The following is a 23147-nucleotide window of genomic DNA, read 5'->3' as shown; positions in this document are numbered from 1 at the left end:
ACACACCACGCGTAAACGGAAACGCCCCCGGCTCACCCAACTTCTCGACCGGATCCCAGCCCTCCAGAGCCGACGGGCCGTACACCGGCTCGATGGGCAACCCGGATTCGGACTCTCGCGCCATGTGCTGTGCCTCCCGCTAGAGCTCTACCACTCACTGGTACCCAATCCTCGCGAGGGACTGTAGCGGCGGGCGTGCGGCGGGCGGAGAGGCGCACGCTGGGAGCTTGCCCACAGCTTCCGTGATACGACTACCTGCTTTTGCAACCGTTCGGCGCGGGAATCTGTCTCTGGGGACACCAGAGAATCAGGGGGGCGACCGATGCGCCGGAACCACCGCACCACTCTCATAGCCAGAACCCTCGCCGCGACCGCCGTCATAGCCGTGGCCGTGGGGTGCAGTCCGCAGAGTTCCAAGGCCGACGCGGCCGCTCCCGCGACGCCCGGATCGCCGTCGCCCGCGGCATCCGCCTCGGCCACCCCCTCCGCCTCCACCTTCACCTCCTCCACCGACGACAAGCCGGCCGGCTCGCCCGCCCCCACCGCATCGGCCACCACCGCGGCCAAGGCCGCGCCCAAGGTCCTGATGTCGAACGGCGCCAAGGGCAGCCAGGTCAAGGAGCTCCAGGCCAGGCTCGCCCAGATCGGCTGGTTCGACGACACCCCGACGGGCACGTACGGGGCCGCGACGACGGCGGCCGTCAAGGGCTTCCAGGGCAGGCGCGGGCTCGCCGAGACGGGCACCACGGACAGCGTGACCTGGGACAGGCTGCTGGCCATGACGACGAAGCCGACGACCGAGGAGCTGGCCGGCCAGGCGGTCAACAAGCCCGCTGCCAAGCTCGATCCGCGCTGCATGACGGGCCGCGCGATGTGCATCAGCAAGACCAGCCGCACGCTGTCCTGGGTCGTCAACGGCAAGGTGCAGTCGACGATGGACGTGCGCTTCGGCTCGCAGTACACGCCGACCCGCGAGGGCGTCTTCAAGGTCTTCGAGAAGAGCCGCAACCACGTCTCGACGATCTACCACACGGCCATGCCGTACGCGATGTTCTTCAGCGGCGGCCAGGCGGTGCACTACTCGTCGGACTTCGCGGCGCGCGGCTACAACGGCGCCTCGCACGGCTGCGTCAACGTCCGGGACAAGGGCAAGATCGCGGCGCTCTTCGACGCGGTGCACATCGGCGACAAGGTCGTCGTCTACTGGTAGCCGCCGGGCCGCTGGTAGCGGCCGGTCCAAGGAGGGAGGGCGCGGGCGGGACCGGGGGAACGTGTCCCGCCCGCGCCATTCGCGCGGAGCCATGGGTACGGGGGGAACCCCGGCTCATCTGCGCCGCCGATGACCAGTCGGCTCACTCAGTACTGCGCCGCCGTCTCAAAAAACGTTACTGCCGGTTCTGACCTGCGCTTCGGCACGCGATTTCGAACCCCGGGCGGCAGGTCTCAGTGCGGTACGGCCGGGGTGAGCGTGCCGGGCTTGAGCCAGTCCAGGAGGTGGCTCGGCCGAGTGGTCACGGAGCTCTGCTTGCCGCCGCCTCCGCCGCCGTTCTTGCCGGAGCCGTCGCCCTTGCCCTTGTCCTTGCCCCCGTCGCCCGGGTCTCCGCCCGCACCGCCGGGCTTGCCGCCCTTGCCGTCGAGCAGCAGATCGCAGAAGGCCTTCACCGCGGCCGGGCCGTGCGCCGCGGACTCCAGGCTGCGGCGCTTGTCCTGGTCGAGCTTCCCCGAGCGGTAGTCGCGGCAGTCGGCCGCCCTGGCGAGCCACTGGCCGCTGCCCGTGCCATCGTTGTCGCCGCCCGGCTGCGGGCTGCCGTTCTTCCCGGTGTCACCGGTGCCGTCCGCGTCCGAGCCGTCGGGGCTCGGCGAGTGCGAGGAGTCGCCGAGCGTGCCCGGCTCCGTCGAGGGTCCGTGCCGGTCGGGCGTCGGGGAGCCCGGGGGCAGCGAGTGCGAGGGCGAGGTGGCGATGGGGCCCGGGGTGGCCTCGGCGGACACGGTCGAGGCGGGCGTGGGGTCCTGCTCGTCGAACGCGAACGGTCCCGGCAGCACGCCGGTGCCCGCGGCGACCGCGACCCCGCCGAGCGCACAGCAGGCCAGCGCCGCGGCGAAGCCCAGGCGCACCGGTGCGAAGCGTCTGCGCCGGGGAGCCCGACGCGCTCGTGCGACGCGTCCGACCCGTACGACACCGAGCGCTTCCGCGTCGGGAGCGCCTTCGGGGCGGGCCTTGCGGAAGGCGGCCAGGGCGGCCGCCTCACCGGGGAGTTCGGTGCCGGCCGGCTCGTTCGGGGCGAGGGAACGCAGCAGGGCCGAGAGCCGGTCGGCCTCGGCGCGGGCCCGCTCGTCACCGGGCTCGACCCCTTCGCCGCGCAGCAGTCGCTCGGCGGCATCCCCGTCAAGCCACTCGTGCCGCTCGTCAGCCATCACATGTCCTTCTGCGTCCGGGCGCGCGATTGCGTCACACCGCGTTCCGGCGCGCGCTGCGACGGCACGGCACCCAGCTCCTCCACATCCTGGGTTACGTCCCCCGGGGGGCCGTCAGCGCCGAGCAGTTCAGCAAGCCGCTTCAGGCCCCGGTGCGCGGCGGTCCGCACCGCGCCGGGCCGTTTGCCCAGGGTCTGCGCCGCGCTCTTCGCGTCCAGACCGACCACGACGCGCAGCACCACGGCCTCGGCCTGGTCCTGCGGGAGCTGGGCGATGAGCGCCATCGTACGTCCGGTGCCGAGCGCCTCCATCGCCTCGTCCGCGGTGTCGGACGCGGCGGCGTGCGAGACCAGCTCGCTCTCGTCGCCGCCGACGGCGGGCCGGCGGCCGCGCATCCTGATGTGGTCGAGCGCCCGGTTGCGGGCGATGCGGGCGGCCCAGCCGCGGAAGCGGTCGGCATCGCCCTCGAAGCGTTCGAGGTCGCGGGCGATCTGGAGCCAGGCCTCGGAGGCCACGTCCTCGGTGTCGGGTTCGCCGACCAGCGTGCGGATGTAGCCGAGCAGGCGCGGGTGCACAGCACGATAGACAGCACGGAAGGCTTCCTCGTCCCCGTCCTGCGCCCTGAGCACCGCGGCGGTCAGCTCCGCGTCGTCCCCCAGCAATCCCTGCACCCTGTCTTGGCTGGCTTGTCCTGATGTCACTGCTGGTCATCACCATCGCGTCCCCGAACGCGAATCAGCACGCTACGGCCTCGGCGCCCCATAAGTCCATGACTTGTACAACCTGCAACAACCCGCTGACACAGCGGGGTGTGACAGAAAACGCACGCTCGGCGCTGAAGCAAGTACGGGGTCGCCACAACGACCCCGCCGGAAGACGGCCGGGGCCTCTCCTGTGGGGGGTGGCGGCCCCGGTCGTCCTCCGCACCCCGCGCCGTGCGCGGGGCCCGTGCCCGGGCCGGGCTCTCAGCCGAGCCGGTCGGCCAGGGCCTTGAACTCCTCCCAGTCCATCGCCGGCGTCCGCGGGTCCCACAGCTTCTGGGCCGTCGCCCGCAGCGGCAGCCGGATGCCACGCGCCACCTGTTCCTCGGTCTGCGCGCCCGGGTTGTCCGACCAGATGGCGAACCGGCCGCCCAGGATCTGCCCCGCGTACTTGGCGTCCACGGACTTGGTGCCGCGCACCACCGACGGCGTCCACTCCTCGTAGATCCGCTTGCCCGTCGGGTACTTGTAGCTGCCCGGCTCGCCCAGGACGTAGTACAGGTACTCGTCGTTGAGGTTGACCAGCGGGCGCCCCTCGGCGAGGTACTCCTCGGGCGCACGCTCCCCGGGCTCCTTGCCGGTCCAGTACTCGACCTCGCGGCCCTGGTCGGCGGCCACCTCGCCGCCGGGGAAGAAGCCGTCGTTCCACGCCTTGAAGGTGCGGCCCGCGCTCGCCGAACGGAGCACCGCGGCACGGTCGTTGAGCCAGCCCGTCGTCAGGTCCTCGATGTCGGCCTTCGGCCCGTACCTGGCGCGGGCGGCCGCGACGAGACCGGGATAGGTGGTTTCGGGGGTGGCCGGCGCCTTCACCGCGAGCGCCTGGTACTCGTCGCCGCCCAGGTGCCAGTACGCCCCGGGGAACAGGCCCGCGTACTCGCGCAGCAGGTCGTCCACGATGCGCCCGGACTCCGGGTTGGCGATGTCGATGGCGCCCTTGACCGGCTTGCCGTCCTTGTCGCGCAGCTGGAGGTCGGGGTGGGCGGCCAGCACCGCGCCGAGGTGGCCCGGCGAGTCGATCTCGGGGACCACCGTGATGTGCAGCTTGGTGGCGAGCGCCACGATCCGCTGGACCTCGCGCTTGCTGAGGTGTTCGCGCGAGACGACCTCGGGGTGACTGGACGACTCGATGCGGAAGCCCTGGTCGTCGGCGAAGTGCAGACCGAGCTGATTGAGCTTCAGGTCGGCCATCTGCCGCAGCTGGTCCTCGATCCAGGCCGCGCTGTACTGCTTGCGCGCGATGTCGAGGTTGAGCCCGCGCTGCGGCTTGTCCGGCCGGTCCTCGACGACGCCCTCGGGCATCACCCCGCCGCCCTTGAGCGCCTGCTTGAGGGTGCGGGTGCCGTAGAACACCCCGGCGTCGTCCGGCCCGGTGATCCGCACGCGACGGTCACGGGTGGTCAGCGTGTACGACTCGGGCGCGGCCTTCTCGCCCTTGGGCGGCGGGGTCAGCGTCAGCTCGATGTCACCCTCGCGCGGCTGCCCGCCCGCCGCGTAGTCGACGCCGAGCTCCTGCGCGAGCAGCTTGCCCTCGTCGGTGAGGCTCTCGCTGCCGACGGACACGATCACCCGCGTCGAGTCGACGGGCCGGAAGCCGGGGCCACGCGCGGGCCGGTGTTCGCGTACGGACGGGATGGTGCGGGGCGGCGAGGAGATCGGGTAGATCGGCGACGGCGAGGGCAGCACCGAGGAGGCGCGCTTGTTGTCGACCGGGCCGCCGTGCCCGCCGTGGGTGTCGTCGTCCGGCCAGACCGCGATGATCAGCGCGAGCACCGCGATGCCCGCGAGGGCCACCTTCAGCACCAGCGCACGTCGGCCGCGCGGCCGGTGCAGCCAGGCCGGGCGGGACCGCGGCGCACGCGGCTGGGAGGCGCGCGCGGCGGACGACGGCGAGGACGACCGCTTCGGGTCCCCGGATCCCGGCATCCGGGCCCGTGACATCCTGAAACGCGACATCACTCAGAAACCTCCCGTCCAACGACAGTAAGGGCGAATCCGGATACCCCGGATGCCGCACCGACAACTGGGGCGAAGGTACGCCGAAGTGCCCGGGGGCTCGTCCACAGCGCGCGACCCGGATGGCACGTCCGGGTGAAATTCGCGCAACCGTCGCACAGCTCCTGCTCCACGTGGATAGCGTGGCGGCACTCCCACCCCACTTTCCACTCCAGTCTCCGTGCTCCGCAGCCCGTCCTGTTCCGTACTGCCCGTCCCGCGCAGTGTTTCGAGGAGCCCACGCTGTCCAGCGATTCCCACGCCGGCCCCCGGAAGCGACCGCCGACACTCCATCACACTCCTCGTGCCCAGGGGCGGGCGGCCATACCGAATCAGGTGCGGGGCACATCCGTTCCGGCGGCCCCACCCAAGCTCGGCGGCCTCGACCGGTTCAACCGCGCCTCCGCGGGCTCCGCCGAAGCGGCCCTGCTCGGCTGCTGCGCGAGCTACCGCTGGGCCGCCCGGATCGCCGCCCACCGCCCCTACCCGGACGTCGACGCCCTGCTCGCCGCGGCCGACGAGGCCAGCTACGACCTGAGCCCCGACGACCTGGACGAAGCCCTGGCCGACGAGTCCTCGCCCGGTCCGCACGACAGCGCACCACAGGCCGCGCACACGGCGCTCGCGGCGGCGCACGCCGCGTACGAGAGCAGTTTCGGACACGCCTTCGTGATCTGCCTCGACGCGTTCAGCCCGGCCGAGCACCTCGACCAGGTGCTGAGCGGGATCCGGCTGCGGATGAACAACGAACGCGACGAGGAGCGGTCGATCGCCGCCGACGAACTGCGCCGACTCGCCCGCGCCCGACTCGCCCGGCTTGTCGCCAACCATCCCGAATCCGATGCTCCCAGTCCCGCACACCGCGTTCTCTAGGCCGTACGAGCCTGTTTGATTGCCTGTTTGATCACACCTATGGACCCGGCGCAAGGGAACCGACATCACGTCGCTACGATGACCGGGGCCGGTGGACCGTACCCGGCCGGGTCAGACCGACACTGAAGCCGGCCGGCCCTACACACCGCTCCCGGAGGGTTCTTCCGTGCCGGCTGGAACGCTGTACCGCGGCCGGGAAGGAATGTGGTCCTGGGTGGCTCATCGAGTCACCGGCGTCCTCATTTTCTTCTTCCTGTTCGTACACGTCCTCGACACCGCTCTCGTGCGTGTCTCCCCCGAGGCGTACGACAAAGTCGTGGCGACTTACAAGACGCCCATCGTCGCGTGTCTGGAGTACGGCCTCGTCGCCGCCATCCTGTTCCACGCGCTCAACGGCCTGCGCATCATCGCCGTGGACTTCTGGTCCAAGGGGCCGCGTCTCCAGAAGCAGATGCTCTGGTCCGTCGTGGTCATCTGGCTCGTGCTGATGGTGGGCGCGCTCTACCCGGTGCTCGGCCATGCCGCTCGTGAACTGTTCGGGAGCTGAGGACTGAGATGTCTGCCGAAACCTCTTCCGCCGCGGCGATCGGCGAGGTCGAGGGCGTGAGCCTGTACGACACCGATCACCCCGCCCCGCTCATCGAGGCCCCGCGCAAGCGCACCAAGAAGACCCCGAAGTCGACCCGTACGAACTTCGAGCTGTACGGCTGGCTGTTCATGCGGCTGTCCGGCATCGTGCTGGTCGTCCTGGTCCTCGGCCACCTGCTGATCCAGCTCGTCCTGGACGGCGGCGTCTCCAAGATCGGCTTCGCCTTCGTGGCGGGCCGCTGGGCGTCCCCGTTCTGGCAGATCTGGGATCTGACCATGCTGTGGCTGGCCATGCTGCACGGCGCCAACGGCCTGCGCACCGTCATCAACGACTACGCGCAGCGGGACAACACCCGCTTCTGGCTGAAGATGCTGCTCTACACCGCCACGGTGTTCACCGTCCTGCTGGGCACGCTGGTGATCTTCACCTTCGACCCGAACATCCGCTAGGCCACGGGCTGAGGGACTGAGGAATTCTCTGATGAAGATCCACAAGTACGACACCGTCATCGTCGGCGCCGGCGGCGCCGGCATGCGCGCGGCCATCGAGTCGACCAAGCGCAGCCGCACCGCCGTCCTGACGAAGCTCTACCCCACCCGCTCCCACACCGGTGCGGCGCAGGGCGGCATGGCCGCCGCGCTCGCCAACGTGGAGGAGGACAACTGGGAGTGGCACACCTTCGACACGATCAAGGGCGGCGACTACCTGGTCGACCAGGACGCCGCCGAGATCCTGGCGAAGGAGGCCATCGACGCGGTCCTCGACCTGGAGAAGATGGGCCTGCCGTTCGGCCGTACGCCCAAGGGTGAGATCGACCAGCGCCGTTTCGGCGGTCACTCCCGCAACCACGGCGAGGCCCCGGTCCGCCGTGCCTGCTACTCGGGCGACCGCACCGGCCACATGATCCTCCAGACCCTCTACCAGAACTGCATCAAGGAGGGCGTGGAGTTCTTCAACGAGTTCTACGTCCTCGATCAGCTCCTGGTCGAGGAGGACGGCGTCAAGAAGTCCGCCGGCGTCGTCGCCTACGAGCTGGCGACCGGCGAGATCCACGTCTTCCAGTCGAAGTCGGTCATCTACGCCTCGGGCGGCACCGGCAAGTTCTTCAAGGTGACGTCCAACGCGCACACCCTGACCGGTGACGGCCAGGCCGCGTGCTACCGCCGCGGGCTGCCCCTGGAGGACATGGAGTTCTTCCAGTTCCACCCGACGGGCATCTGGCGCATGGGCATCCTGCTTACGGAGGGCGCCCGCGGTGAGGGCGGCATCCTCCGCAACAAGGACGGCGAGCGCTTCATGGAGAAGTACGCGCCGGTCATGAAGGACCTCGCGTCCCGTGACGTCGTCTCGCGCTCCATCTACACGGAGATCCGCGAGGGCCGTGGCTGCGGCCCCGAGGGCGACCACGTCTACCTGGACCTGACGCACCTCCCGCCGGAGCAGCTCGACGCCAAGCTCCCGGACATCACGGAGTTCGCGCGCACCTACCTGGGCATCGAGCCGTACACGGACCCGATCCCGATCCAGCCCACCGCGCACTACGCCATGGGCGGCATCCCGACGAACGTCGAGGGTGAGGTCCTGAGCGACAACACCACGGTCGTTCCGGGCCTGTACGCGGCCGGCGAGGTCGCCTGCGTCTCGGTGCACGGCGCCAACCGCCTGGGCACCAACTCGCTGCTCGACATCAACGTGTTCGGCAAGCGCGCGGGCATCGCGGCCGCGGAGTACGCGCACGGCGCGGACTACGTCGAGCTCCCCGAGAACCCGGCGGCGCAGGTCCAGGCACAGGTCGAGAACCTGCTGTCGGCGACCGGCACCGAGCGCGTCTCGGTCATCCGCAAGGAGCTGCAGGAGACCATGGACGCCAACGTCATGGTCTTCCGCACCGAGCAGACGATCAAGACGGCGGTCGAGAAGATCGCCGAGCTGCGCGAGCGCTACAAGAACGTGTCCGTCCAGGACAAGGGCAAGCGGTTCAACACCGACCTGCTTGAGGCCATCGAGCTGGGCAACCTGCTCGACCTGGCCGAGGTCATGGCCGTCTCCGCCCTGGCGCGCAAGGAGTCCCGCGGCGGTCACTACCGCGAGGACTACCCGAACCGCGACGACGTCAACTTCATGCGCCACACCATGGCGTACCGCGAGGTCGCGGACAGCGGCAAGGACTCGATCCGCCTCGACTACAAGCCCGTCGTCCAGACCCGCTACCAGCCGATGGAGCGTAAGTACTGATGGCAACCCCGACGATGGACAAGCTCGCGGCGCTGGAGGCGGACAACGGTTCGCACCTGATCACCGTCACCTTCCGCATCCGTCGCTTCAACCCGGAGATCTCCGAGGAAGCGACGTGGGAGGACTTCCAGCTGGAGATCGACCCGAAGGAGCGCGTGCTCGACGGTCTCCACAAGATCAAGTGGGAGATGGACGGTTCGCTGACCTTCCGCCGCTCCTGCGCCCACGGCATCTGCGGTTCCGACGCCATGCGCATCAACGGCAAGAACCGCCTCGCCTGCAAGACGCTGATCAAGGACATCAACCCGTCCAAGCCCATCACCATCGAGGCCATCAAGGGCCTCACGGTCCAGAAGGACCTGGTCGTGGACATGGAGCCGTTCTTCCAGGCGTACCGCGACGTGATGCCCTTCCTCATCACGAAGGGCAACGAGCCGACCCGCGAGCGGCTGCAGTCGCCGGAGGACCGCGAGCGCTTCGACGACACGACGAAGTGCATCCTGTGCGCGGCCTGCACCTCCTCCTGCCCGGTCTTCTGGAACGACGGCCAGTACTTCGGCCCGGCCGCGATCGTGAACGCGCACCGCTTCATCTTCGACAGCCGTGACGAGGCGGGCGAGCAGCGCCTGGAGATCCTCAACGACAAGGACGGCGTGTGGCGTTGCCGCACGACGTTCAACTGCACGGACGCGTGCCCCCGAGGCATCGAGGTCACGAAGGCGATCCAGGAAGTGAAGCGCGCGCTGATCACGCGCCGCTTCTGAGTTTCCTGCCTGGCCGTACATACGCAACGAGGGCCCCGCACCCGGAAGTTGACTTCCGGGTGCGGGGCCCTCGCGGTCCCGGCTACGGGCATCCGGGCGGCGCCCCGCAGTGGGGGCCGCCGCAGAACCTGCCCGCGATGGCCGGCGGGGCCCCGCTCCTCGCACTCGGTGACATCACCGTGGCCAACGGAACGATCATGACCCCGGCGGGCCCTCTCCCGCTCAAGGGCGCGATGTGGAACGCCACCGACCTGTCCCGCACGGAGGAGAAGATGCCGACCCACACCGTGGTCCTGGCGATCGTCTTCTGATGGGGCAGGTCAACTACGCGCGCTCGCTCAGCGTGTGAGGGCGTAGGCCGGACGTCGGCAGCACCGGCGAGACCGGAGGCCCCCGATGGGATCAGGCTGCCGCGTGTGTGAGGGGTTGAGGGTTGCGCCCCGGGCCGGAACCCTCCGGTCCCCGCCGGGGCCTGTCCGATTAGGCTCTTGCCGTGCCAGCAGAGAACGCGCCCGAAGAGACGGACCCCGATGCCTCCGGGTCCCGCCCCGCCAAGGGCGAGCAGACCCGCACGCTCATCCTGGAGACCGCGATGCGGCTGTTCCAGGAGCGGGGGTACGACAAGACCACGATGCGGGCCATCGCGCAGGAGGCCGGGGTCTCGGTCGGCAACGCGTACTACTACTTCGCCGGCAAGGAGCATCTGATCCAGGGCTTCTACGACCGGATCGCGGCCGAGCACCAAGCGGCGGTGCGGGGCGTCCTGGACACCGAGACCGATCTTGAGGCCCGGCTCGCCGGGGTGCTGCGGGTCTGGCTGGACATCGCCTCGCCGTACCACGAGTTCGCGGCGCAGTTCTTCAAGAACGCGGCGGATCCGGACAGTCCGCTCAGCCCGTTCTCGTCGGAGTCGGAGCATGCGCGGGAGGCGGCGATCTCCGTGCACCGGGAGGTGCTGGCCGGCACGAAGACCAAGGTGCCGGCCGAACTCGTCGACGTGCTGCCCGAGTTGATGTGGCTTTCGCAGATGGGGCTCGTCCTGTACTGGGTCTTCGACCGGTCTCCTGGGCGGGAGCGGAGCTATCGGCTCGCGGCTCGGGGGGCGAAGCTGACCACGCGGGGCGTGGCACTGGCCCGCTTCCGGGTACTGCGCCCCCTCGTCCACGAGGTGCACGAGCTGTTCACGGACTTCCTCCCGGGCATGTCCCAGGCGGCAGCGTCCCGCAAGAGGAGCTAGCCCCGGGTCACAGGCCCAGCGCCGCCGTCACCTCCCCCGCCACCCTCACGACATCCCCGGTCGGCGACACCCCGTACGCCGGATGCGTCCGTACCCACTTGTCCTCCAGGGCGTACCAGTCGACCGGGGCCGGGGGCCGCCCCGTTGTGAGGGAGGCCGACAGGGTGTCGAAGTAGGTGCGCCAGCGCAGCGTGTACAGGCCGGACACCAGGCCCGACCACTCCCGGTTCGCATAGTCCCGCAGGCCGCCGCCGTTCGCCGCGCCGCGCGGCCCCCACACCGTCAGGAGCGACACCGCGTCGTACGCGAGCTGGTCCTTCTCCGCCGCCGTCGCGCCCCACGACCTCGCGTCCGCGACCCAGCGGCCCAGCAGATGGCCCCGGTCCGTCGCCACCACTCGCTCCAGCAGGGCCAGGCAGCGGAACCACTCCCCCGTCAGCTGCGCGAACCGCTCCTTGTCCTTCGCCTCGTACGCCGCCCGGATCCCCGGCAGCAGCACCCGGGAACGGTTGGACAGGGTCTGGCGGGCCACGTCCATCAGGTCGTAGCGGTAGGCGGGCGTTCCGCGCAGGGCAGGCGCCACGGCCAGCAGAGCCGGCAGCGCCTTGTCGAACTCGCCTCCCTCATAACGGAGTTGAGGCGGGGACCACGATGCAGCCGACGTCGTCGTCAGGCTCGGGCGGGCGCCGAACAGGCCATCGGCCCCCTCGCTCCACGAGTCCTCGCGCGTCGTGCCGTACGCCGTGCGGCGCAGGACGTCCCACGCCTCGGCCGCGTGCGCGTCGGCCGCGCCGTACCGGTAGGCCGGCCACTCCTGGAACCAGGCCTCCAGGTCGAGCGGACCGTCCGTCCAGGGCAGGTCGGAGAAGAGGGCGAAGGCCGCGGGGTTGTTGTCCGCACCCTCCGGCATCAGCGCGATGCCGTCCAGGGCGCTGTCCGGCTTGGTGCGCCAACTCTCGTACAGGGCAGCCCAGTCGGGGGTGTTGGCGCCCATCGCCGTATGGCCGCCGAAGTTCCAGATGGAGCCGAACGCGTACGGCGCGCCCTCCCAGGACTGTTCGCGGTCGGTGACGGACGGGAAGCGGTCGGAGAGGCCGTCGACGATGAACAGCTTCGTCTTGTCGACCGCTTCGATGATTTCGCGGTGCGGGTTCTCCTGCCAGCCGAGCAGGTTCCAGATCGCCCCGGGGTGCGCGGTGCGCAGCGCCTTCTCGACGGCCTGGGCGGCCGGGCCGATCGGGACGTCGCCGGGGGTGCCGCCCTCGTGCAGCAGGTCCATCTTGTACATGGAGGTCGCGCCGAGCAGTTCGGTCTGTACGCGGTAGAAGGTCGCCGCGATGCGGGCGAAGTGGTCGGAGCGCGGGTCGAGCCAGTCGGGACGACCGAAGCCGACCCAGGTGCCCTGCGGGACCACGTGCGCGCCCGGATTGCGGGTGGCGAAGCCGGGCGGGACCGTACCGAAGTAGCCGGGCAGCACCGGGGTCATGCCGAGTTCGCGCAGCCGGCCCACGATGCGGGCCGCCAACTGGGCGCGCTGGTCGAGGAGTTGCCGGGAGATGGGGCCGCCGAAGCCGGACATGTTCTGGAGCAGCCACCACGGCTGGTGGGAGGCGCCGGGGATCCAGGCCCTCAATTCGGCGTCCGCGTAGCCGTGCTGGAGGAAGGTGCGGTGGTAGACGGAGTCCGCGCCGAGGTAGACGAGCACCTCGTTGTAGCCGTGCAGGGCCAGGACGTCGAGCTCGCGCTCCCAGTACGACCAGTCGTGGTAGGTGCCGGTGTAGCCGTCGTTGGTGTCGTTGAAGACGAAGCGGTGGGTGACGTTGGCCGTTCTCTCGATGGGCTCGGGCACGGCCGGAAGCCGGCCCGGAAGCCGGGTCTGTTCGCCCGCCCAGGAAATGTGGGCGTGCGCGACCTGTCTCAAGTAGGTGTGGAATCCGGTGAGTTGGACGGCCGGGGTGCTGCCCTCGACGAGGATCCGGCCGACCCCGCCCGAGACGCGGAAGCGGTCGCGGCCGGCCGCGCGCGGCACCGTACGGAAGGTGACCTGGTCGCGGTGGGCGGGCAGCAGCCGGGCCAGCGCCCGCGCGGCGGGTCCCTTGGCGGCCACGGCCCCGGCCTCGGCGGCGAACCCGGCCTCGGTACCCACCCCGAGGGCGAGGGCCGATCCGGCGAGTGAGCTCAGGAGCGTACGACGGGAAAGGCGCATCCCCCGACGGAAGCAGCGTGTCTAAGCGCGGTCAATGGAGCAGAACCGGTGACTCCTTGGACAAAAGCCCTTTGGGTGAACCGCTTCGTCTCAAACCCTGCCGACGCCACGGGCCGAAACCCCCACCACTTCCAGCCCCCCGGTGGGAACCGGCCCCTCCAGCGCGCCGGTTCCCGCCCGTCCGATACGGCCTCAGATCCAGCCCAGTTCCCACAGCCGCCACACGCCCGTGCCGTCCGACAGGTACTGCGAGCCACTGACGTCCTTGTTGCCCAGGACGTAGTTCTTGCCCTGCCACAGCGGGATCAGCGGGACGTCCTGGGCGACCTTCTCCTGGAGCGCCTTGAAGTCGTCGGCGGCCCGGCCTCGGTCGGTGAACTCCTGGGTGTGCTGGATGATCTGGTCGGTCTCCTTGTCGGAGTAGCCGTTGTGGAGGCTGTTGCCGGTGCCGACGAGCGGCTGGCCGAAGTTGTCCGGGTCGGGGAAGTCGGCGAGCCAGCCGGCCGTGTACGAGTCGTACTTGCCCTCGGCGTAGTTCTGCTGCATCTTCGTCCAGTCCGGCTCGGCGATCAGATCGACCTTGAACAGGCCGTCGCGCTCCAGCTGCTTCTTGAGCTGCTCGGCCTCCGCGCCGTTCGCGCCGAGCTTGCGGTAGGCCATGGTGAAGCGGACCGGGAGCTGCTCGCCCTTCAGGAGTGCCTTCGCCCTGACCGGGTCGGGCTTGGGGTAGGCGTCGAAGAACGCGGTGCTGTGCCCGGTGAAGCCCTGCGGGATCAGCGAGAAGAGCGGGTCGACGGTGCCGCTGTACACGGCGGTGGCGAGCGCCTCGCGGTCGACGAGGGCGGCCGCGGCCTCGCGGACCTTGGTCTTGGAGACGGGGCTCGGCGACTTCAGGTTGAAGTTGAGCTCGCGGATGTCGTAGCCGGGCGAGGTGGTGATGCGCAGGTCGGGCCCGGGCGAGAGCTTGGCGAGCACCTCGGGCGGCATCTCGCGGTGGGTGACGTCGACCTGCTTGGCCTGCCAGGCGGCGTTCAGCTGGTCGGCCTCGGCGAAGTAGCGCACCGTGACGGGCAGCCCCTGCTTGGTGACCGCGCCCTTGTACCCGGGGTTGGGTTCCAGGCGCGCGCTGACCGGCTTCCCGTCGGAGTCCTTCTTGTACTCCTTGAGCAGGTACGGCCCCGAGCCGATGACCGAGTTCTCCTTGCGCAGCCCGTCCGCCGGGTACTGGCTGCTGTCGACGATCGAGCCCGCGCCGGTGGCGAGCTTGGAGGGGAAGGTGGCGTCCTTGCTCTTCAGGTTGAAGGTGACCGTGGCCCCCTCGGCCTGCACCGAGCCGAGCATCGAGAACAGCGGCGCGGGGCCCAGCTTGTCGGCGATCTTCAGCATCCGGTCGAAGGAGAATTTCACGTCCTCGGCCGTCATCTTGCGCCCGCTGGAGAAGCTGATGTCGTCGCGCAGCACACAGCGGTACGTCTGGAGCTTCTGCCCGACGAACGTGCAGCTCTTCGCGGCATCCGGAACCGGGGTCGTGCTGCCCTGCTTGAAGGTGAGCAGCGACTGGTAGACGTTGTTGTAGATCGCCCAGGAGCCCGCGTCGTAGGCGCCCGCCGGGTCGAGCGAGGTGATCACATCGGTGGTGCCTACGACGATGGGGTCCTTCTTCACCTGGTCGGAGGGCAGCAGCTGCCAGCCGCCGATTCCGGCGACCACCAAAGCCGCACCAATCGCCACAATCCGCATACGGATCGACCGCATCGCCGTGCTCTCCTCGGAACGCCCCACCCCTGGTCGACGCGCGGAGTCAGCACGCTGCGCCTGTGATGACGCTCACCCAATCACACGACCTTCACATTGTGGAAGGGTCAACCTTCTACTCACAGGTACTCGTTAGCCGAGCGTGACGGAGCCCTCGGCGGCGCCACCTTCACGCCTGAGCGGCGGCGGCCTCGTCGCGCTGAGCGGCAGCGGCCTCTTCGCTCTGAGCGGGGCGGCCTCTTCCCGCTTGAGGTGGCGCAGCGAACGGAACCCGATGGCTCCCACGCCCGCCCCCAGAAAAAACGAGCCCGCTCACAGATCCCGGTGGGGCGGGTTCGATACTGGCAGTGCAAGCCACACCCACCCCGAAGGACTCCCCCATGAAGCTCAGCCGTCGCGTCTCCTGGTTCCTGCTCGCGTTCGGGGCCTGGTCCTGGGTGGTCTGGGTGACCTTCGCCAAGAACCTGTGGGCCGACGCCAGCGGGCTTGCTTTCGACCACAGCCGGCCCACGGCGTACTTCTGGGTGCACCTGACGCTCGCCATCGTCTCGTTCATCCTCGGGACGATCATCGGCATTATCGGGCTTCGGGGCGTTCGGGCGAACAAGTAGAGGCCCCGGCCAGCACTCGGGGGAATGCCAACCGGGGCCGGAGGTCAATCTTTGGACGGGGTCACGAAGCCTCTCCGTGCGCTGACCGCTGCACTTGGCAGGGGGCCTTGCACAATCTTCGCGAGTACGGACGCCAGGGCATCAGCCTTGATGGGTTCCCGGGTCACAGGATCGGCGATGTCGAACACGCCCCAATCCCCAGCCGTGTTGATTGGGTCTACCGGCGCGACCACCAGTGGTTGACGAAGTGCCCCAGCCCCTCACAGAGCTTGGCGTACAACTGCGTGTGGAGGATCAACGCATGCCAACCCTCGTCCACCACCTTGGACGGTTGGATGTGCACGGTCGGGAACTGCGCTGCCGCAGCAACGTACTTGAGTGCTTCCGTCGCGATGCGCTCAGCCGTAGCCTCGTCCATGTCGGGGTTGTTGTCCGTGACCGTTGCCGCGCCCGCGGTGATCTTCTGGATTGCGGCAGGGTGCGGGAACGCTCCGGCTGCCCGCATCGTGGCCTTCACCGCTACCTGATCGCTCGTGAACTCGGCGTCCCTGGACACATCCAGCTTTACGTCCCGCCGCATCACCACCATGCCCCGGTCCTTGGGTAGACCCCAGATCGCCCCGGGCTCCACCGTGCTGCACACGTGCAGCGGAACACCCAGGACAGTACGGCGAGTTGGGAGCGTCGGGGCGATCCCGAGCAAGGGCACGTTGGAGTCCTTGGTCTGCTTCAGCTTGCCGAGCGCCAGGGCGTCAGCAGGACGGGCGACGAACGCTGTCCAGGGTGGCGCCCTGTTCCTCGGGCCTGGCTGATCGCGGTCAGGACGGCGTCCGCGTTGCTGATGTGCCGTCGGGTCGGAGTCCTCGGACAGCTCGCTGGAGACGATCGACAGACCGGCGAGCTTGGGCGATGCTCTCGCGCTCCACGGGCTGGACGATGAGCCGCCCATACCCATCAGGGGTGATTCCGTCGACACCGGCGGAGCTGGTCAGAAGAGACATGCTGCTCTGCTCCTGGTCGCGAGGGTCAGCGGAGTCCGCCGACAACGGTCGGGCCCTGGCACCGGGCGCGGTTTTGGCGGGCTTGGGTGAACAGGCGGTCCCGGGTCATCGAGCGGCCGCCACCCGTGGGATCGGGCCCACCGCCTCCCTGACGGGCCGTCCAAGGCGTCTCGCCGCGCCCGGATGTCGCGCTCCTGGCGCAGTTCCGCCAGCTCCGCACGAAGCCGGTCCGTCTCCGTCTCCGTCTCCGACGCGTCGTCAGGCTCCGGCGGGAGCGGAGGTTCAACGGACAGGGAAGCGCACTCGTCATTCTTGAATTCCTTGTCGATCTCCAGCGCGCCGTGTGCGCCTTTGCGGGTCAGCCGGGACAGCTCGTTGACCACGGCCACGTCCACCTCGCCCGCGCGCACGGCGGACATGAGGTCCTCGGACCCTGGCCGGACGGCATTCGGATCCCAACCGGAGCGGCCAACGTCCTTGAAGGTGTGAACGACCTCCCAACCTCGGCCCGCCGCCGGCGCCGCACCGGCCGCCAACTGTGCTTCCGGGGACGCCTCGGAAGAGTCGGGGCGTGCCTCGGACTGCCGGGCGTACACGGCGACTCGCCCCGTGTCCAACTGCTCGGCCCCTACGGCTGATACGAAGGGGGGCAGCGCCTCTCACCTGCTCTTTTCTGTTAGCACGCCTCTACTAGTCAGTTACCTATGGAAGGTGGTCCAGATGACCCAGCTCCACGCGCCGAAGGCGAGCAGGAACCAGGAGGGAGGGCGGCTGAGTTTCATGCGTCCGGTATCGGCGCAGGCCGCCGGGCACCTCCGGGCGGGTGGGAGCTCCCGGCGGGTCATCCGTACGATGATCGGTTCGGCGGCCGCAGCCTGTACGTTCTCGAACGTGTCTGCCCTGAACGTTTCCCAGAAGACCTCGTCCCAGAGGACCGCGTCCCGTCCCCCCGGATCGCGGCTGAGCGTGTCCAAGCGGCCCGCCTCGCTCGCCCTCTCCGTCGCCGTGGCCTCGGCCGCCGTGCTGCCCGCCCTCGCCGCGGGCCCCGCCGTCGCGCTGCCCCGGGACGACAAGCCGACCGCGTCCGCCACGCCCGCCGCTCCGGGCAAGGCCCGCAACGACCCGCCGCCCGCGGACATGTCGAAGGTCGGCGGCGACCTGCTGGGCCAGCCCGACACCCAGGTGCGGCTCGGCGCGGGCGCGCCCGTGCTGCCCAAGGACGTGACCGGCCGGTCCTGGATCGTCGCGGACGCCGAGAGCGGCCAGGTGCTCGCCTCGCACAACGCGCACTGGCGGCTGCCGCCCGCCTCCACCCTGAAGATGCTGTTCGCGGACACCGTGCTGCCCAAGTTCCCCCGCGACCAGCAGCACATGGTCACCGCGGACGACCTCGCCGGCATGGGCCCGGGCAGCAGCCTGGTCGGGGTGAAGGCGAACCTCTCATACTCGGTGCACGACCTGTGGCTCGGGGTCTTCCTGCGCTCGGGCAACGACGCCGTCCACGTGCTCTCCTCGATGAACGGCGGCGTGGCCAAGACCGTCCAGGACATGCAGGCCCAGGCCGACGAGCTCCAGGCCCTGGACACCCGGGTCGTCTCGCCGGACGGCTACGACATGCCGGGCCAGGTCTCCAGCGCGTACGACCTGACGCTGTTCGCCCGCTCGGGGCTCCAGAACAAGGACTTCCGCGAGTACTGCGCGACGGCGACCGCGAAGTTCCCCGGCCCCGAGGGCAAGGACAAGAAGCGCGACACGGTCGAGATCCAGAACACCAACCGGCTGCTCACCGGCGACTTCGGGCTCAGCCCGTACAAGGGCATCGCGGGCGTCAAGAACGGCAACACCACGAACGCGGGCTCGACCTTCACCGGCGTCGCGGAGCGGGACGGCAAGGTGCTGCTCGTCACCGTCATGAACCCCGCGTCGGGGGAGAGCCAGGCCGTCTACAAGGAGGCGGCCCGGCTGCTCGACTGGGGGTTCGCGGCGAACGGGAAGGTCACCCCGGTCGGTGAGCTGGTCCCGCCGAAGTCCGCGACGACCGGGACCGGCTCGGGCAGCGCTCAGGGCAGCGCGAAGAACCGGACCGGGCAGGCGGCCGCGGCCAAGGGCCAGAGCGGCGGAATCGGTGTCGCGCTCGGCGTCGCGGGCGGCGCGCTGGCCCTCGTCGTGGGCGCGATCTTCCTGCTCAACCGGCGTTGGCCGATTCGGAAGCGGTGACCTCCGGGTCGTCGTCCGCCTTGGCCGGGGTGGCCGTCCACGCCGCGCAGAACAGGAGCAGCTTCGCCGTGAAGTTGATCCACAGGAGCAGCGCGATGGGCACCCCGAACGCCCCGTACATGCTCTTGGCCGCGACGCCCTTCATATAGCCGCCGAGCAGCATCTTGAGGAGCTCGAAGCCGACCGCGCCGAGCAGGGCGGCGACCATCAGGCGGCGGCGCGGCGGGCTCACCCCGGGCAGCAGTGTCAGGACGTACAGCAGGAGCAGGAAGTCGGCGAGGACGGCGACGACGATCGCCGCGATGCGCAGCAGCACCCCGCCGACGCCGCCCTGGTCGATGCCGAGCCGGTCGGCGGTCCAGCCGATCGCGGTGGAGCCGATGGAGGACGCGGCCCACGAGGCTAGGCCGGCGCCGCCGAGGCCGATGAGTACGCCGCCGTCCTTGAGCTTGCGCAGGACGGGGTTCTCGCCGGCGTCGGCGTCCTCCACCTCCCACACCGCGCGCAGACAGCCGCGCATCTGCGAGACCCAGCCGATGCCGGTGAGCAGCAGCAGGGCTCCCGCGACGCCGCCGACGGTGCCCGCGTTGTCGATCAGCGCCTGGAGGTCGAGCTGGTCGGAGATGCCGGGAACCTGTTCGGCGATGGTGTTCTGGAGCTTGTGCACCTGCCCGGTGGAGAGCAGCGCGGCAGCGACGGCGGCGCCGACGGTCAGCAGCGGGAAGACCGCCAGGAAGCTGATGAAGGTGATCGCGGCGGCGAGCCTGGACCAGTAGACGCGGTCGAGCCGCTCGTACGAACGCCAGGCGTGCGTCCGCATGAGCCGGGCGATCCAGGGCCCGACGACGGGAAGTTTCTTCAGCCAGTCCATGACGTACGACTACCCTGTTCGGCTCTGCCGTGTCTCTCCGGGGGCGGGCCGCCGGCTCCCCCGAAGACCAGTGTTCTCGTTCCCCAGAACCGCAGGCAGGTGGCGAGGGCCATGCCGAAGACGGCACCCGAAAGGGTGTCGGCGCGGGGCGAGGTGAAGCCGAGGCCGTAGTGCGAGACGGCGATGCAGAGCAGCTGCACGAGGGCGCCCGCGACGTTCACCGCGAAGAACACGGCGTACTCGCGCCAGCCGACCCGGCGTCCGCGATAAGTGCCGAACGCGTTGCCGAGGTAGGCGACCGTACAACCGGCCACAAAGGAAAGGGACTTGGCGGCGATCGGATCCCAGCCGAGCCCGGAGCGCAGCCACACGAACAGGCCGAGGTCGGCGGCGTACGCGCAGATCCCGGCCAGCGCGAAACCGATCACCTCGGACCGGGCGACTCTCACAGGTCGGCCACCGCGAGCGCGTACATCGCGACCCAGCCCAGGCCGATGACAGCCAGCGCACGGTCGCGCAGGACCACGTCCTCGGGTGCCCCCGCGCTCCCCCGGTCCGCGAAGACGGCGTAGCGCAGGATCGCCCCGATGAAGGGGACCATCGACAGCTGCCGCCAGGGAAGCAGCGAACCGCCCGACACGCCGCCGCTCTCCAGCGCCCACATGCAGTAGGCGAGGACCGCGACGCCGGCGGCGAGCTGCCACACGAAGCGCAGATAGCCGGTGGTGTACGCGTCCAGGAGCGAGCGGGTGGCTGCGCCGCGCCCCTCCATCTGGAGGGCCTCGGAGTACCGCTTGGCGGAGACCATGAACAGCGCGCCGAACCCGGCCGTGATCAGGAACCAGCGGGACAGCGGGATGCCGAGCGCGACCCCGCCGGTCATCGCCCGCATCAGGAACCCGGTGGTGACGACGACGAGGTCGACGACCAGGACGTGCTTCAGCTTGACGCAGTACGCGAGCTGCATGACGACGTACCCGGTGAGCAGCGTGGCCGTCATCGCGTTGCAGGTCAACGCGGCGGCCAGTGGGGCGAGCACGGCGAGGGTCCCACCGGCCGCGTACGCGACGCCCACCGGCACCTTTCCGGCGGCGACCGGGCGGTGGCACTTGTCGGGGTGGGCGCGGTCGGCCTCGGCGTCGCGGGCGTCGTTGATGAGGTAGACGGCGGACGCGGCGGCCGTGAACAGGACGAAGACCATGGAGAGTTGGGCGATGACGTGCGGGCTGGTCAGCCTGCCCGCGGCGGCGGGCGCGGCCACCACGAGCAGGTTCTTGACCCACTGGCGGGGCCGCGCGGTGCGCACCAGCTGGCCGGGCAGCGCGAGCAGGCGCCGGGTGGCCGAGACCGGCCCCGCCTCGTCGAGGAGTACCGCACCGGGCCCGGTCATCGGCGCCCCCTTTCGAGCGGTTTGCGCATCCAGGCGGCGCCGGCCCGCGCGGTGACACCGCCGAGCAGAGCGCCCGCCGCGATGTCGCTCGGGTAGTGCACCCCAGCGACCATGCGGGACACGCACATCGCGGCGGCCAGCGGCGGCACGAGCTGCGCCCCGGCGGGCCGCAGCGCGCCGTACGCGACGGCGGCCGCGGCTGCCGAGCTGGCGTGCGAGCTGGGGAAGGAGTGCCGCCCTGCGGTACGCACCAGGGGCTCGGCCGCCGGGAGCCGCGGCCGGGGCCTGCGCACGACGCGCTTCACGCCCATGCTGGCCAGGTGGGCGGCGGCGACCAGGGCGGTGCCGCGCAGCCAGGCGCCGCGCCGGTCCCGGTCGGCGGCGGCCGCGGCGAACCCGGCCGCGAGCCAGAGCGCGCCGTGCTCACCGGCCCAGGACAGGGCGCGGGCGGCGGCGGCGACCCGCGGGTCCGTGCCGCAGTCGCGCAGTGCGGCCAGGAGCCGCTGGTCGGCATCGGTGCACGACGGCTTCTGCATCTGCCACCCCTCTTCCGTGACGTCGGCCCGCCAACTGGCCGTAGGCCACGGGCGACTCTCCTGCGCGAAGGAATGCGAATCGGGGATAAATGCGATAGACACACTTGTAATCACCCATTTCGGTTAGTGGCTTATGTGATATTTACCGGTGATTCATCGATGCGGGCGTCGAAACGGAGCTGTGGGCGGCCGCGGCCAAGGGGCGAGTCCCGTCGGTCGAGGCGCCGAGCCGGGCGCCGACAAAGGGGCGAGAGAGGTTCTGACAAAAGGGACGACACAGGCGATACCGTCCTATTCATGTCTGCCGACACGTCACCCGACACCGTGCCCGCACCCCCCGGCCCGCCGACGTCCGTGAGCGGCTGGGGTCGCACCGCCCCCACCGCGGCCCGGCTCCTTCGCCCCCGGAGCTACGAGGAGGCGGCAGCCGCCGTCCGGGCGTGCGGGGCGCGCGGCACGATCGCCCGCGGGCTCGGCCGGGCCTACGGGGACGCCGCACAGAACGCGGGCGGCGCCGTCCTCGACATGACCGGCCTCGACCGCATCCGCACCGTCGACGCCGAGGCGGGCGTCGTCGTCTGCGACGCGGGCGTCAGCCTGCACCGCCTGATGGAGGTGCTGCTGCCGCTCGGCTGGTTCGTGCCGGTGACGCCGGGCACGCGGTACGTCACGGTCGGCGGGGCGATCGGCGCCGACATCCACGGCAAGAACCACCACGTCTCGGGCTCCTTCGCCCGCCATGTGCGCGAGCTGGAACTGCTCACCGCGGACGGCACGGTACGTACCGTCACGCCGGGCAGCGAGCTGTTCGACGCGACGGCGGGCGGGATGGGCCTGACGGGCGTGATCCTGCGCGCGACCGTCCAACTCCTGCCAGTTCGAACCTCGTTGATGTCCGTTGACACCGAACGGGCCGTCGATCTGGACGACTTGATGACCCGGCTTGAGTCGGGCGACCACCGCTACCGGTACTCGGTGGCGTGGATCGACCTCCTCGCGCGGGGCGCCAGGACCGGGCGTTCCGTGCTGACGCGCGGTGAGCACGCGCCGCTCGACATGCTGCCGCCCCGCGCCCGCCGCACCCCGCTCGCCTTCCGGCCGCGCCGGCTTCCGGCCGCCCCCGCCTTCCTGCCGGAGGGGCTGCTCGGCCGCGCCTCCGTCTCGGCGTTCAACGAACTCTGGTACCGCCGGGCCCCGAAGCACCGCACGGGCGAGCTCCAGCGCATCTCGACGTTCTTCCACCCGCTGGACGGGGTGCCGCACTGGAACCGCGTGTACGGCCGGGGCGGCTTCGTGCAGTACCAGTTCGTCGTCGGGTACGGGCACGAGGAAACGCTGCGCGCCATCGTGCGCCGCATCTCACGGCACGGCTGCCCCTCCTTCCTCGCCGTCCTCAAACGCTTCGGCGAGGCCGACCCCGGCTGGCTCTCCTTCCCCCTGCCGGGCTGGACCCTGGCCCTCGACATCCCCGCGAACCTCCCGGGCCTCGGCGCCCTCCTCGACGAACTGGACGAGGAGGTGGCGGGCGCGGGCGGCCGGGTCTACCTCGCGAAGGACGCGCGGATGCGGCCGGATGTGGTGCAGCTGATGTATCCAAAGCTGCCCCAATTCCGTTCCCTGCGAGGGGAGTTGGACCCGGAGGGGGTCTTCCGCTCGGACATGAGCCGACGGCTGGGGCTGTGAGTCCCCTCAGC

The 23147-nt window shown here is 70.3% G+C and carries 22 protein-coding genes; 11 read left to right on the top strand and 11 right to left on the bottom strand.

The window, feature by feature from the left end; all coding sequences use genetic code 11:
- Nucleotides 1-322 precede the first annotated feature (322 nt).
- Complete coding sequence (locus ADK54_RS27315; RefSeq protein ID WP_053728386.1) at nucleotides 323-1210, top strand: L,D-transpeptidase family protein; 888 nt, start codon at nucleotides 323-325, stop codon at nucleotides 1208-1210.
- A 233-nt stretch (nucleotides 1211-1443) separates the two neighbouring features.
- On the opposite strand, the gene ADK54_RS46250 is transcribed toward ADK54_RS27315, so the two are convergent.
- The 3 genes from ADK54_RS46250 to ADK54_RS27300 form a co-directional block, all read right to left on the bottom strand.
- Nucleotides 1444-2415, bottom strand: coding sequence for a hypothetical protein (locus tag ADK54_RS46250; RefSeq protein ID WP_063802062.1), 972 nt, complete (start codon nucleotides 2413-2415; stop codon nucleotides 1444-1446).
- Nucleotides 2415-3077 (bottom strand): RNA polymerase sigma factor, encoded by a 663-nt coding sequence (locus tag ADK54_RS27305; protein WP_053728385.1) that lies wholly within the window; start codon nucleotides 3075-3077, stop codon nucleotides 2415-2417. Before ADK54_RS27305 ends, ADK54_RS46250 begins: the two co-directional genes overlap by 1 nt.
- A 303-nt stretch (nucleotides 3078-3380) precedes the next feature.
- A complete protein-coding gene (locus ADK54_RS27300; protein ID WP_078966667.1) occupies nucleotides 3381-5099 on the bottom strand; it encodes a beta-N-acetylhexosaminidase in 1719 nt (572 codons plus the stop codon).
- A 405-nt stretch (nucleotides 5100-5504) separates the two neighbouring features.
- Between ADK54_RS27300 and ADK54_RS27295 the strand changes: the two genes are divergently transcribed.
- From ADK54_RS27295 to ADK54_RS27270, 7 genes are all read left to right on the top strand, one after another.
- Nucleotides 5505-6041 (top strand): 2-oxo-4-hydroxy-4-carboxy-5-ureidoimidazoline decarboxylase, encoded by a 537-nt coding sequence (locus ADK54_RS27295; protein WP_324610198.1) that lies wholly within the window; start codon nucleotides 5505-5507, stop codon nucleotides 6039-6041.
- Between the two features lie 166 nt (nucleotides 6042-6207).
- Nucleotides 6208-6588, top strand: a complete 381-nt coding sequence (gene sdhC / locus ADK54_RS27290; RefSeq protein ID WP_078966666.1) for a succinate dehydrogenase, cytochrome b556 subunit — start codon at nucleotides 6208-6210, stop codon at nucleotides 6586-6588.
- A gap of 8 nt (nucleotides 6589-6596) precedes the next feature.
- A complete protein-coding gene (locus tag ADK54_RS27285) occupies nucleotides 6597-7079 on the top strand; it encodes a succinate dehydrogenase hydrophobic membrane anchor subunit (RefSeq protein WP_053728383.1) in 483 nt (160 codons plus the stop codon).
- A 31-nt stretch (nucleotides 7080-7110) separates the two neighbouring features.
- The gene (gene sdhA, locus ADK54_RS27280; RefSeq protein WP_053728382.1) at nucleotides 7111-8865 is read left to right on the top strand and encodes a succinate dehydrogenase flavoprotein subunit; all 1755 of its coding nucleotides are present in this window, start codon (nucleotides 7111-7113) and stop codon (nucleotides 8863-8865) included.
- The gene (locus ADK54_RS27275) at nucleotides 8865-9629 is read left to right on the top strand and encodes a succinate dehydrogenase iron-sulfur subunit (protein WP_053728381.1); all 765 of its coding nucleotides are present in this window, start codon (nucleotides 8865-8867) and stop codon (nucleotides 9627-9629) included. Before sdhA ends, ADK54_RS27275 begins: the two co-directional genes overlap by 1 nt.
- 59 nt (nucleotides 9630-9688) lie before the next feature.
- On the top strand, nucleotides 9689-9940 hold the full coding sequence (locus tag ADK54_RS46245) for a hypothetical protein (protein ID WP_159047910.1): 252 nt from the start codon (nucleotides 9689-9691) through the stop codon (nucleotides 9938-9940).
- A 182-nt stretch (nucleotides 9941-10122) separates the two neighbouring features.
- Nucleotides 10123-10866, top strand: a complete 744-nt coding sequence (locus tag ADK54_RS27270) for a TetR/AcrR family transcriptional regulator (protein WP_053728380.1) — start codon at nucleotides 10123-10125, stop codon at nucleotides 10864-10866.
- A gap of 7 nt (nucleotides 10867-10873) precedes the next feature.
- Here the strand turns inward: ADK54_RS27270 and ADK54_RS27265 are convergent, their stop codons facing one another.
- Together ADK54_RS27265 and ADK54_RS27260 are read right to left on the bottom strand one after the other, a co-directional pair.
- Nucleotides 10874-13072, bottom strand: coding sequence for an alpha-N-acetylglucosaminidase (locus ADK54_RS27265; protein ID WP_053728379.1), 2199 nt, complete (start codon nucleotides 13070-13072; stop codon nucleotides 10874-10876).
- 192 nt (nucleotides 13073-13264) lie between these two features.
- The gene (locus ADK54_RS27260) at nucleotides 13265-14827 is read right to left on the bottom strand and encodes an ABC transporter substrate-binding protein (protein WP_053728378.1); all 1563 of its coding nucleotides are present in this window, start codon (nucleotides 14825-14827) and stop codon (nucleotides 13265-13267) included.
- Nucleotides 14828-15207: 380 nt separating this feature from the next.
- On the opposite strand from ADK54_RS27260, the gene ADK54_RS27255 reads away from it, so the two are divergent.
- A complete protein-coding gene (locus tag ADK54_RS27255) occupies nucleotides 15208-15438 on the top strand; it encodes an SCO4848 family membrane protein (protein WP_053728377.1) in 231 nt (76 codons plus the stop codon).
- A 217-nt stretch (nucleotides 15439-15655) separates the two neighbouring features.
- Here the strand turns inward: ADK54_RS27255 and ADK54_RS46865 are convergent, their stop codons facing one another.
- Both ADK54_RS46865 and ADK54_RS43825 read right to left on the bottom strand, forming a co-directional pair.
- A complete protein-coding gene (locus tag ADK54_RS46865) occupies nucleotides 15656-16393 on the bottom strand; it encodes a phage major capsid protein (RefSeq protein WP_078966665.1) in 738 nt (245 codons plus the stop codon).
- Between the two features lie 33 nt (nucleotides 16394-16426).
- The gene (locus tag ADK54_RS43825) at nucleotides 16427-17035 is read right to left on the bottom strand and encodes a recombinase family protein (protein WP_234392215.1); all 609 of its coding nucleotides are present in this window, start codon (nucleotides 17033-17035) and stop codon (nucleotides 16427-16429) included.
- 184 nt (nucleotides 17036-17219) lie between these two features.
- Between ADK54_RS43825 and ADK54_RS27245 the strand changes: the two genes are divergently transcribed.
- On the top strand, nucleotides 17220-18656 hold the full coding sequence (locus ADK54_RS27245; protein ID WP_234392214.1) for a D-alanyl-D-alanine carboxypeptidase family protein: 1437 nt from the start codon (nucleotides 17220-17222) through the stop codon (nucleotides 18654-18656).
- On the opposite strand, the gene ADK54_RS27240 is transcribed toward ADK54_RS27245, so the two are convergent.
- The 4 genes from ADK54_RS27240 to ADK54_RS27225 are packed head-to-tail and all read right to left on the bottom strand — an operon-like array spanning nucleotide 18625 to nucleotide 21453.
- Entirely contained in the window at nucleotides 18625-19527 is a 903-nt protein-coding gene (locus tag ADK54_RS27240; RefSeq protein ID WP_053728375.1) for a YihY/virulence factor BrkB family protein, read from the bottom strand. The genes ADK54_RS27245 and ADK54_RS27240 overlap by 32 nt on opposite strands.
- Nucleotides 19515-19976, bottom strand: coding sequence for a GtrA family protein (locus ADK54_RS27235; RefSeq protein ID WP_053728374.1), 462 nt, complete (start codon nucleotides 19974-19976; stop codon nucleotides 19515-19517). Before ADK54_RS27235 ends, ADK54_RS27240 begins: the two co-directional genes overlap by 13 nt.
- Complete coding sequence (locus ADK54_RS27230) at nucleotides 19973-20917, bottom strand: decaprenyl-phosphate phosphoribosyltransferase (RefSeq protein ID WP_053728373.1); 945 nt, start codon at nucleotides 20915-20917, stop codon at nucleotides 19973-19975. Before ADK54_RS27230 ends, ADK54_RS27235 begins: the two co-directional genes overlap by 4 nt.
- Nucleotides 20914-21453, bottom strand: coding sequence for a phosphatase PAP2 family protein (locus ADK54_RS27225; protein WP_053728372.1), 540 nt, complete (start codon nucleotides 21451-21453; stop codon nucleotides 20914-20916). The genes ADK54_RS27230 and ADK54_RS27225 overlap by 4 nt, the downstream gene beginning before the upstream one ends.
- A 297-nt stretch (nucleotides 21454-21750) precedes the next feature.
- Between ADK54_RS27225 and ADK54_RS27220 the strand changes: the two genes are divergently transcribed.
- On the top strand, nucleotides 21751-23136 hold the full coding sequence (locus tag ADK54_RS27220) for an FAD-binding oxidoreductase (RefSeq protein ID WP_053728371.1): 1386 nt from the start codon (nucleotides 21751-21753) through the stop codon (nucleotides 23134-23136).
- The last annotated feature ends 11 nt before the right edge of the window (nucleotides 23137-23147 follow it).

The organism is Streptomyces sp. WM6378, from assembly GCF_001279695.1.
Classification (GTDB): domain Bacteria; phylum Actinomycetota; class Actinomycetes; order Streptomycetales; family Streptomycetaceae; genus Streptomyces.
Note: the sequence above shows the minus strand (reverse complement) of the source record. Positions and strands in the feature narration are given on the sequence as shown.

Bases quoted from the DNA above. Each gene is read 5' to 3' on its own strand.
- ADK54_RS27315 (WP_053728386.1), top strand. From the start codon at position 323: ATGCGCCGGAACCACCGCACCACTCTCATAGCCAGAACCCTCGCCGCG.
- ADK54_RS46250 (WP_063802062.1), bottom strand. From the start codon at position 2,415: ATGGCTGACGAGCGGCACGAGTGGCTTGACGGGGATGCCGCCGAGCGA.
- ADK54_RS27300 (WP_078966667.1), bottom strand. From the start codon at position 5,099: ATGCCGGGATCCGGGGACCCGAAGCGGTCGTCCTCGCCGTCGTCCGCC.
- ADK54_RS27285 (WP_053728383.1), top strand. From the start codon at position 6,597: ATGTCTGCCGAAACCTCTTCCGCCGCGGCGATCGGCGAGGTCGAGGGC.
- sdhA (WP_053728382.1), top strand. From the start codon at position 7,111: ATGAAGATCCACAAGTACGACACCGTCATCGTCGGCGCCGGCGGCGCC.
- ADK54_RS27275 (WP_053728381.1), top strand. From the start codon at position 8,865: ATGGCAACCCCGACGATGGACAAGCTCGCGGCGCTGGAGGCGGACAAC.
- ADK54_RS27265 (WP_053728379.1), bottom strand. From the start codon at position 13,072: ATGCGCCTTTCCCGTCGTACGCTCCTGAGCTCACTCGCCGGATCGGCC.
- ADK54_RS27260 (WP_053728378.1), bottom strand. From the start codon at position 14,827: ATGCGGTCGATCCGTATGCGGATTGTGGCGATTGGTGCGGCTTTGGTG.
- ADK54_RS27255 (WP_053728377.1), top strand. From the start codon at position 15,208: ATGAAGCTCAGCCGTCGCGTCTCCTGGTTCCTGCTCGCGTTCGGGGCC.
- ADK54_RS46865 (WP_078966665.1), bottom strand. From the start codon at position 16,393: ATGGGTATGGGCGGCTCATCGTCCAGCCCGTGGAGCGCGAGAGCATCG.
- ADK54_RS27245 (WP_234392214.1), top strand. From the start codon at position 17,220: ATGCGTCCGGTATCGGCGCAGGCCGCCGGGCACCTCCGGGCGGGTGGG.
- ADK54_RS27240 (WP_053728375.1), bottom strand. From the start codon at position 19,527: ATGGACTGGCTGAAGAAACTTCCCGTCGTCGGGCCCTGGATCGCCCGG.
- ADK54_RS27230 (WP_053728373.1), bottom strand. From the start codon at position 20,917: ATGACCGGGCCCGGTGCGGTACTCCTCGACGAGGCGGGGCCGGTCTCG.
- ADK54_RS27225 (WP_053728372.1), bottom strand. From the start codon at position 21,453: ATGCAGAAGCCGTCGTGCACCGATGCCGACCAGCGGCTCCTGGCCGCA.
- ADK54_RS27220 (WP_053728371.1), top strand. From the start codon at position 21,751: ATGTCTGCCGACACGTCACCCGACACCGTGCCCGCACCCCCCGGCCCG.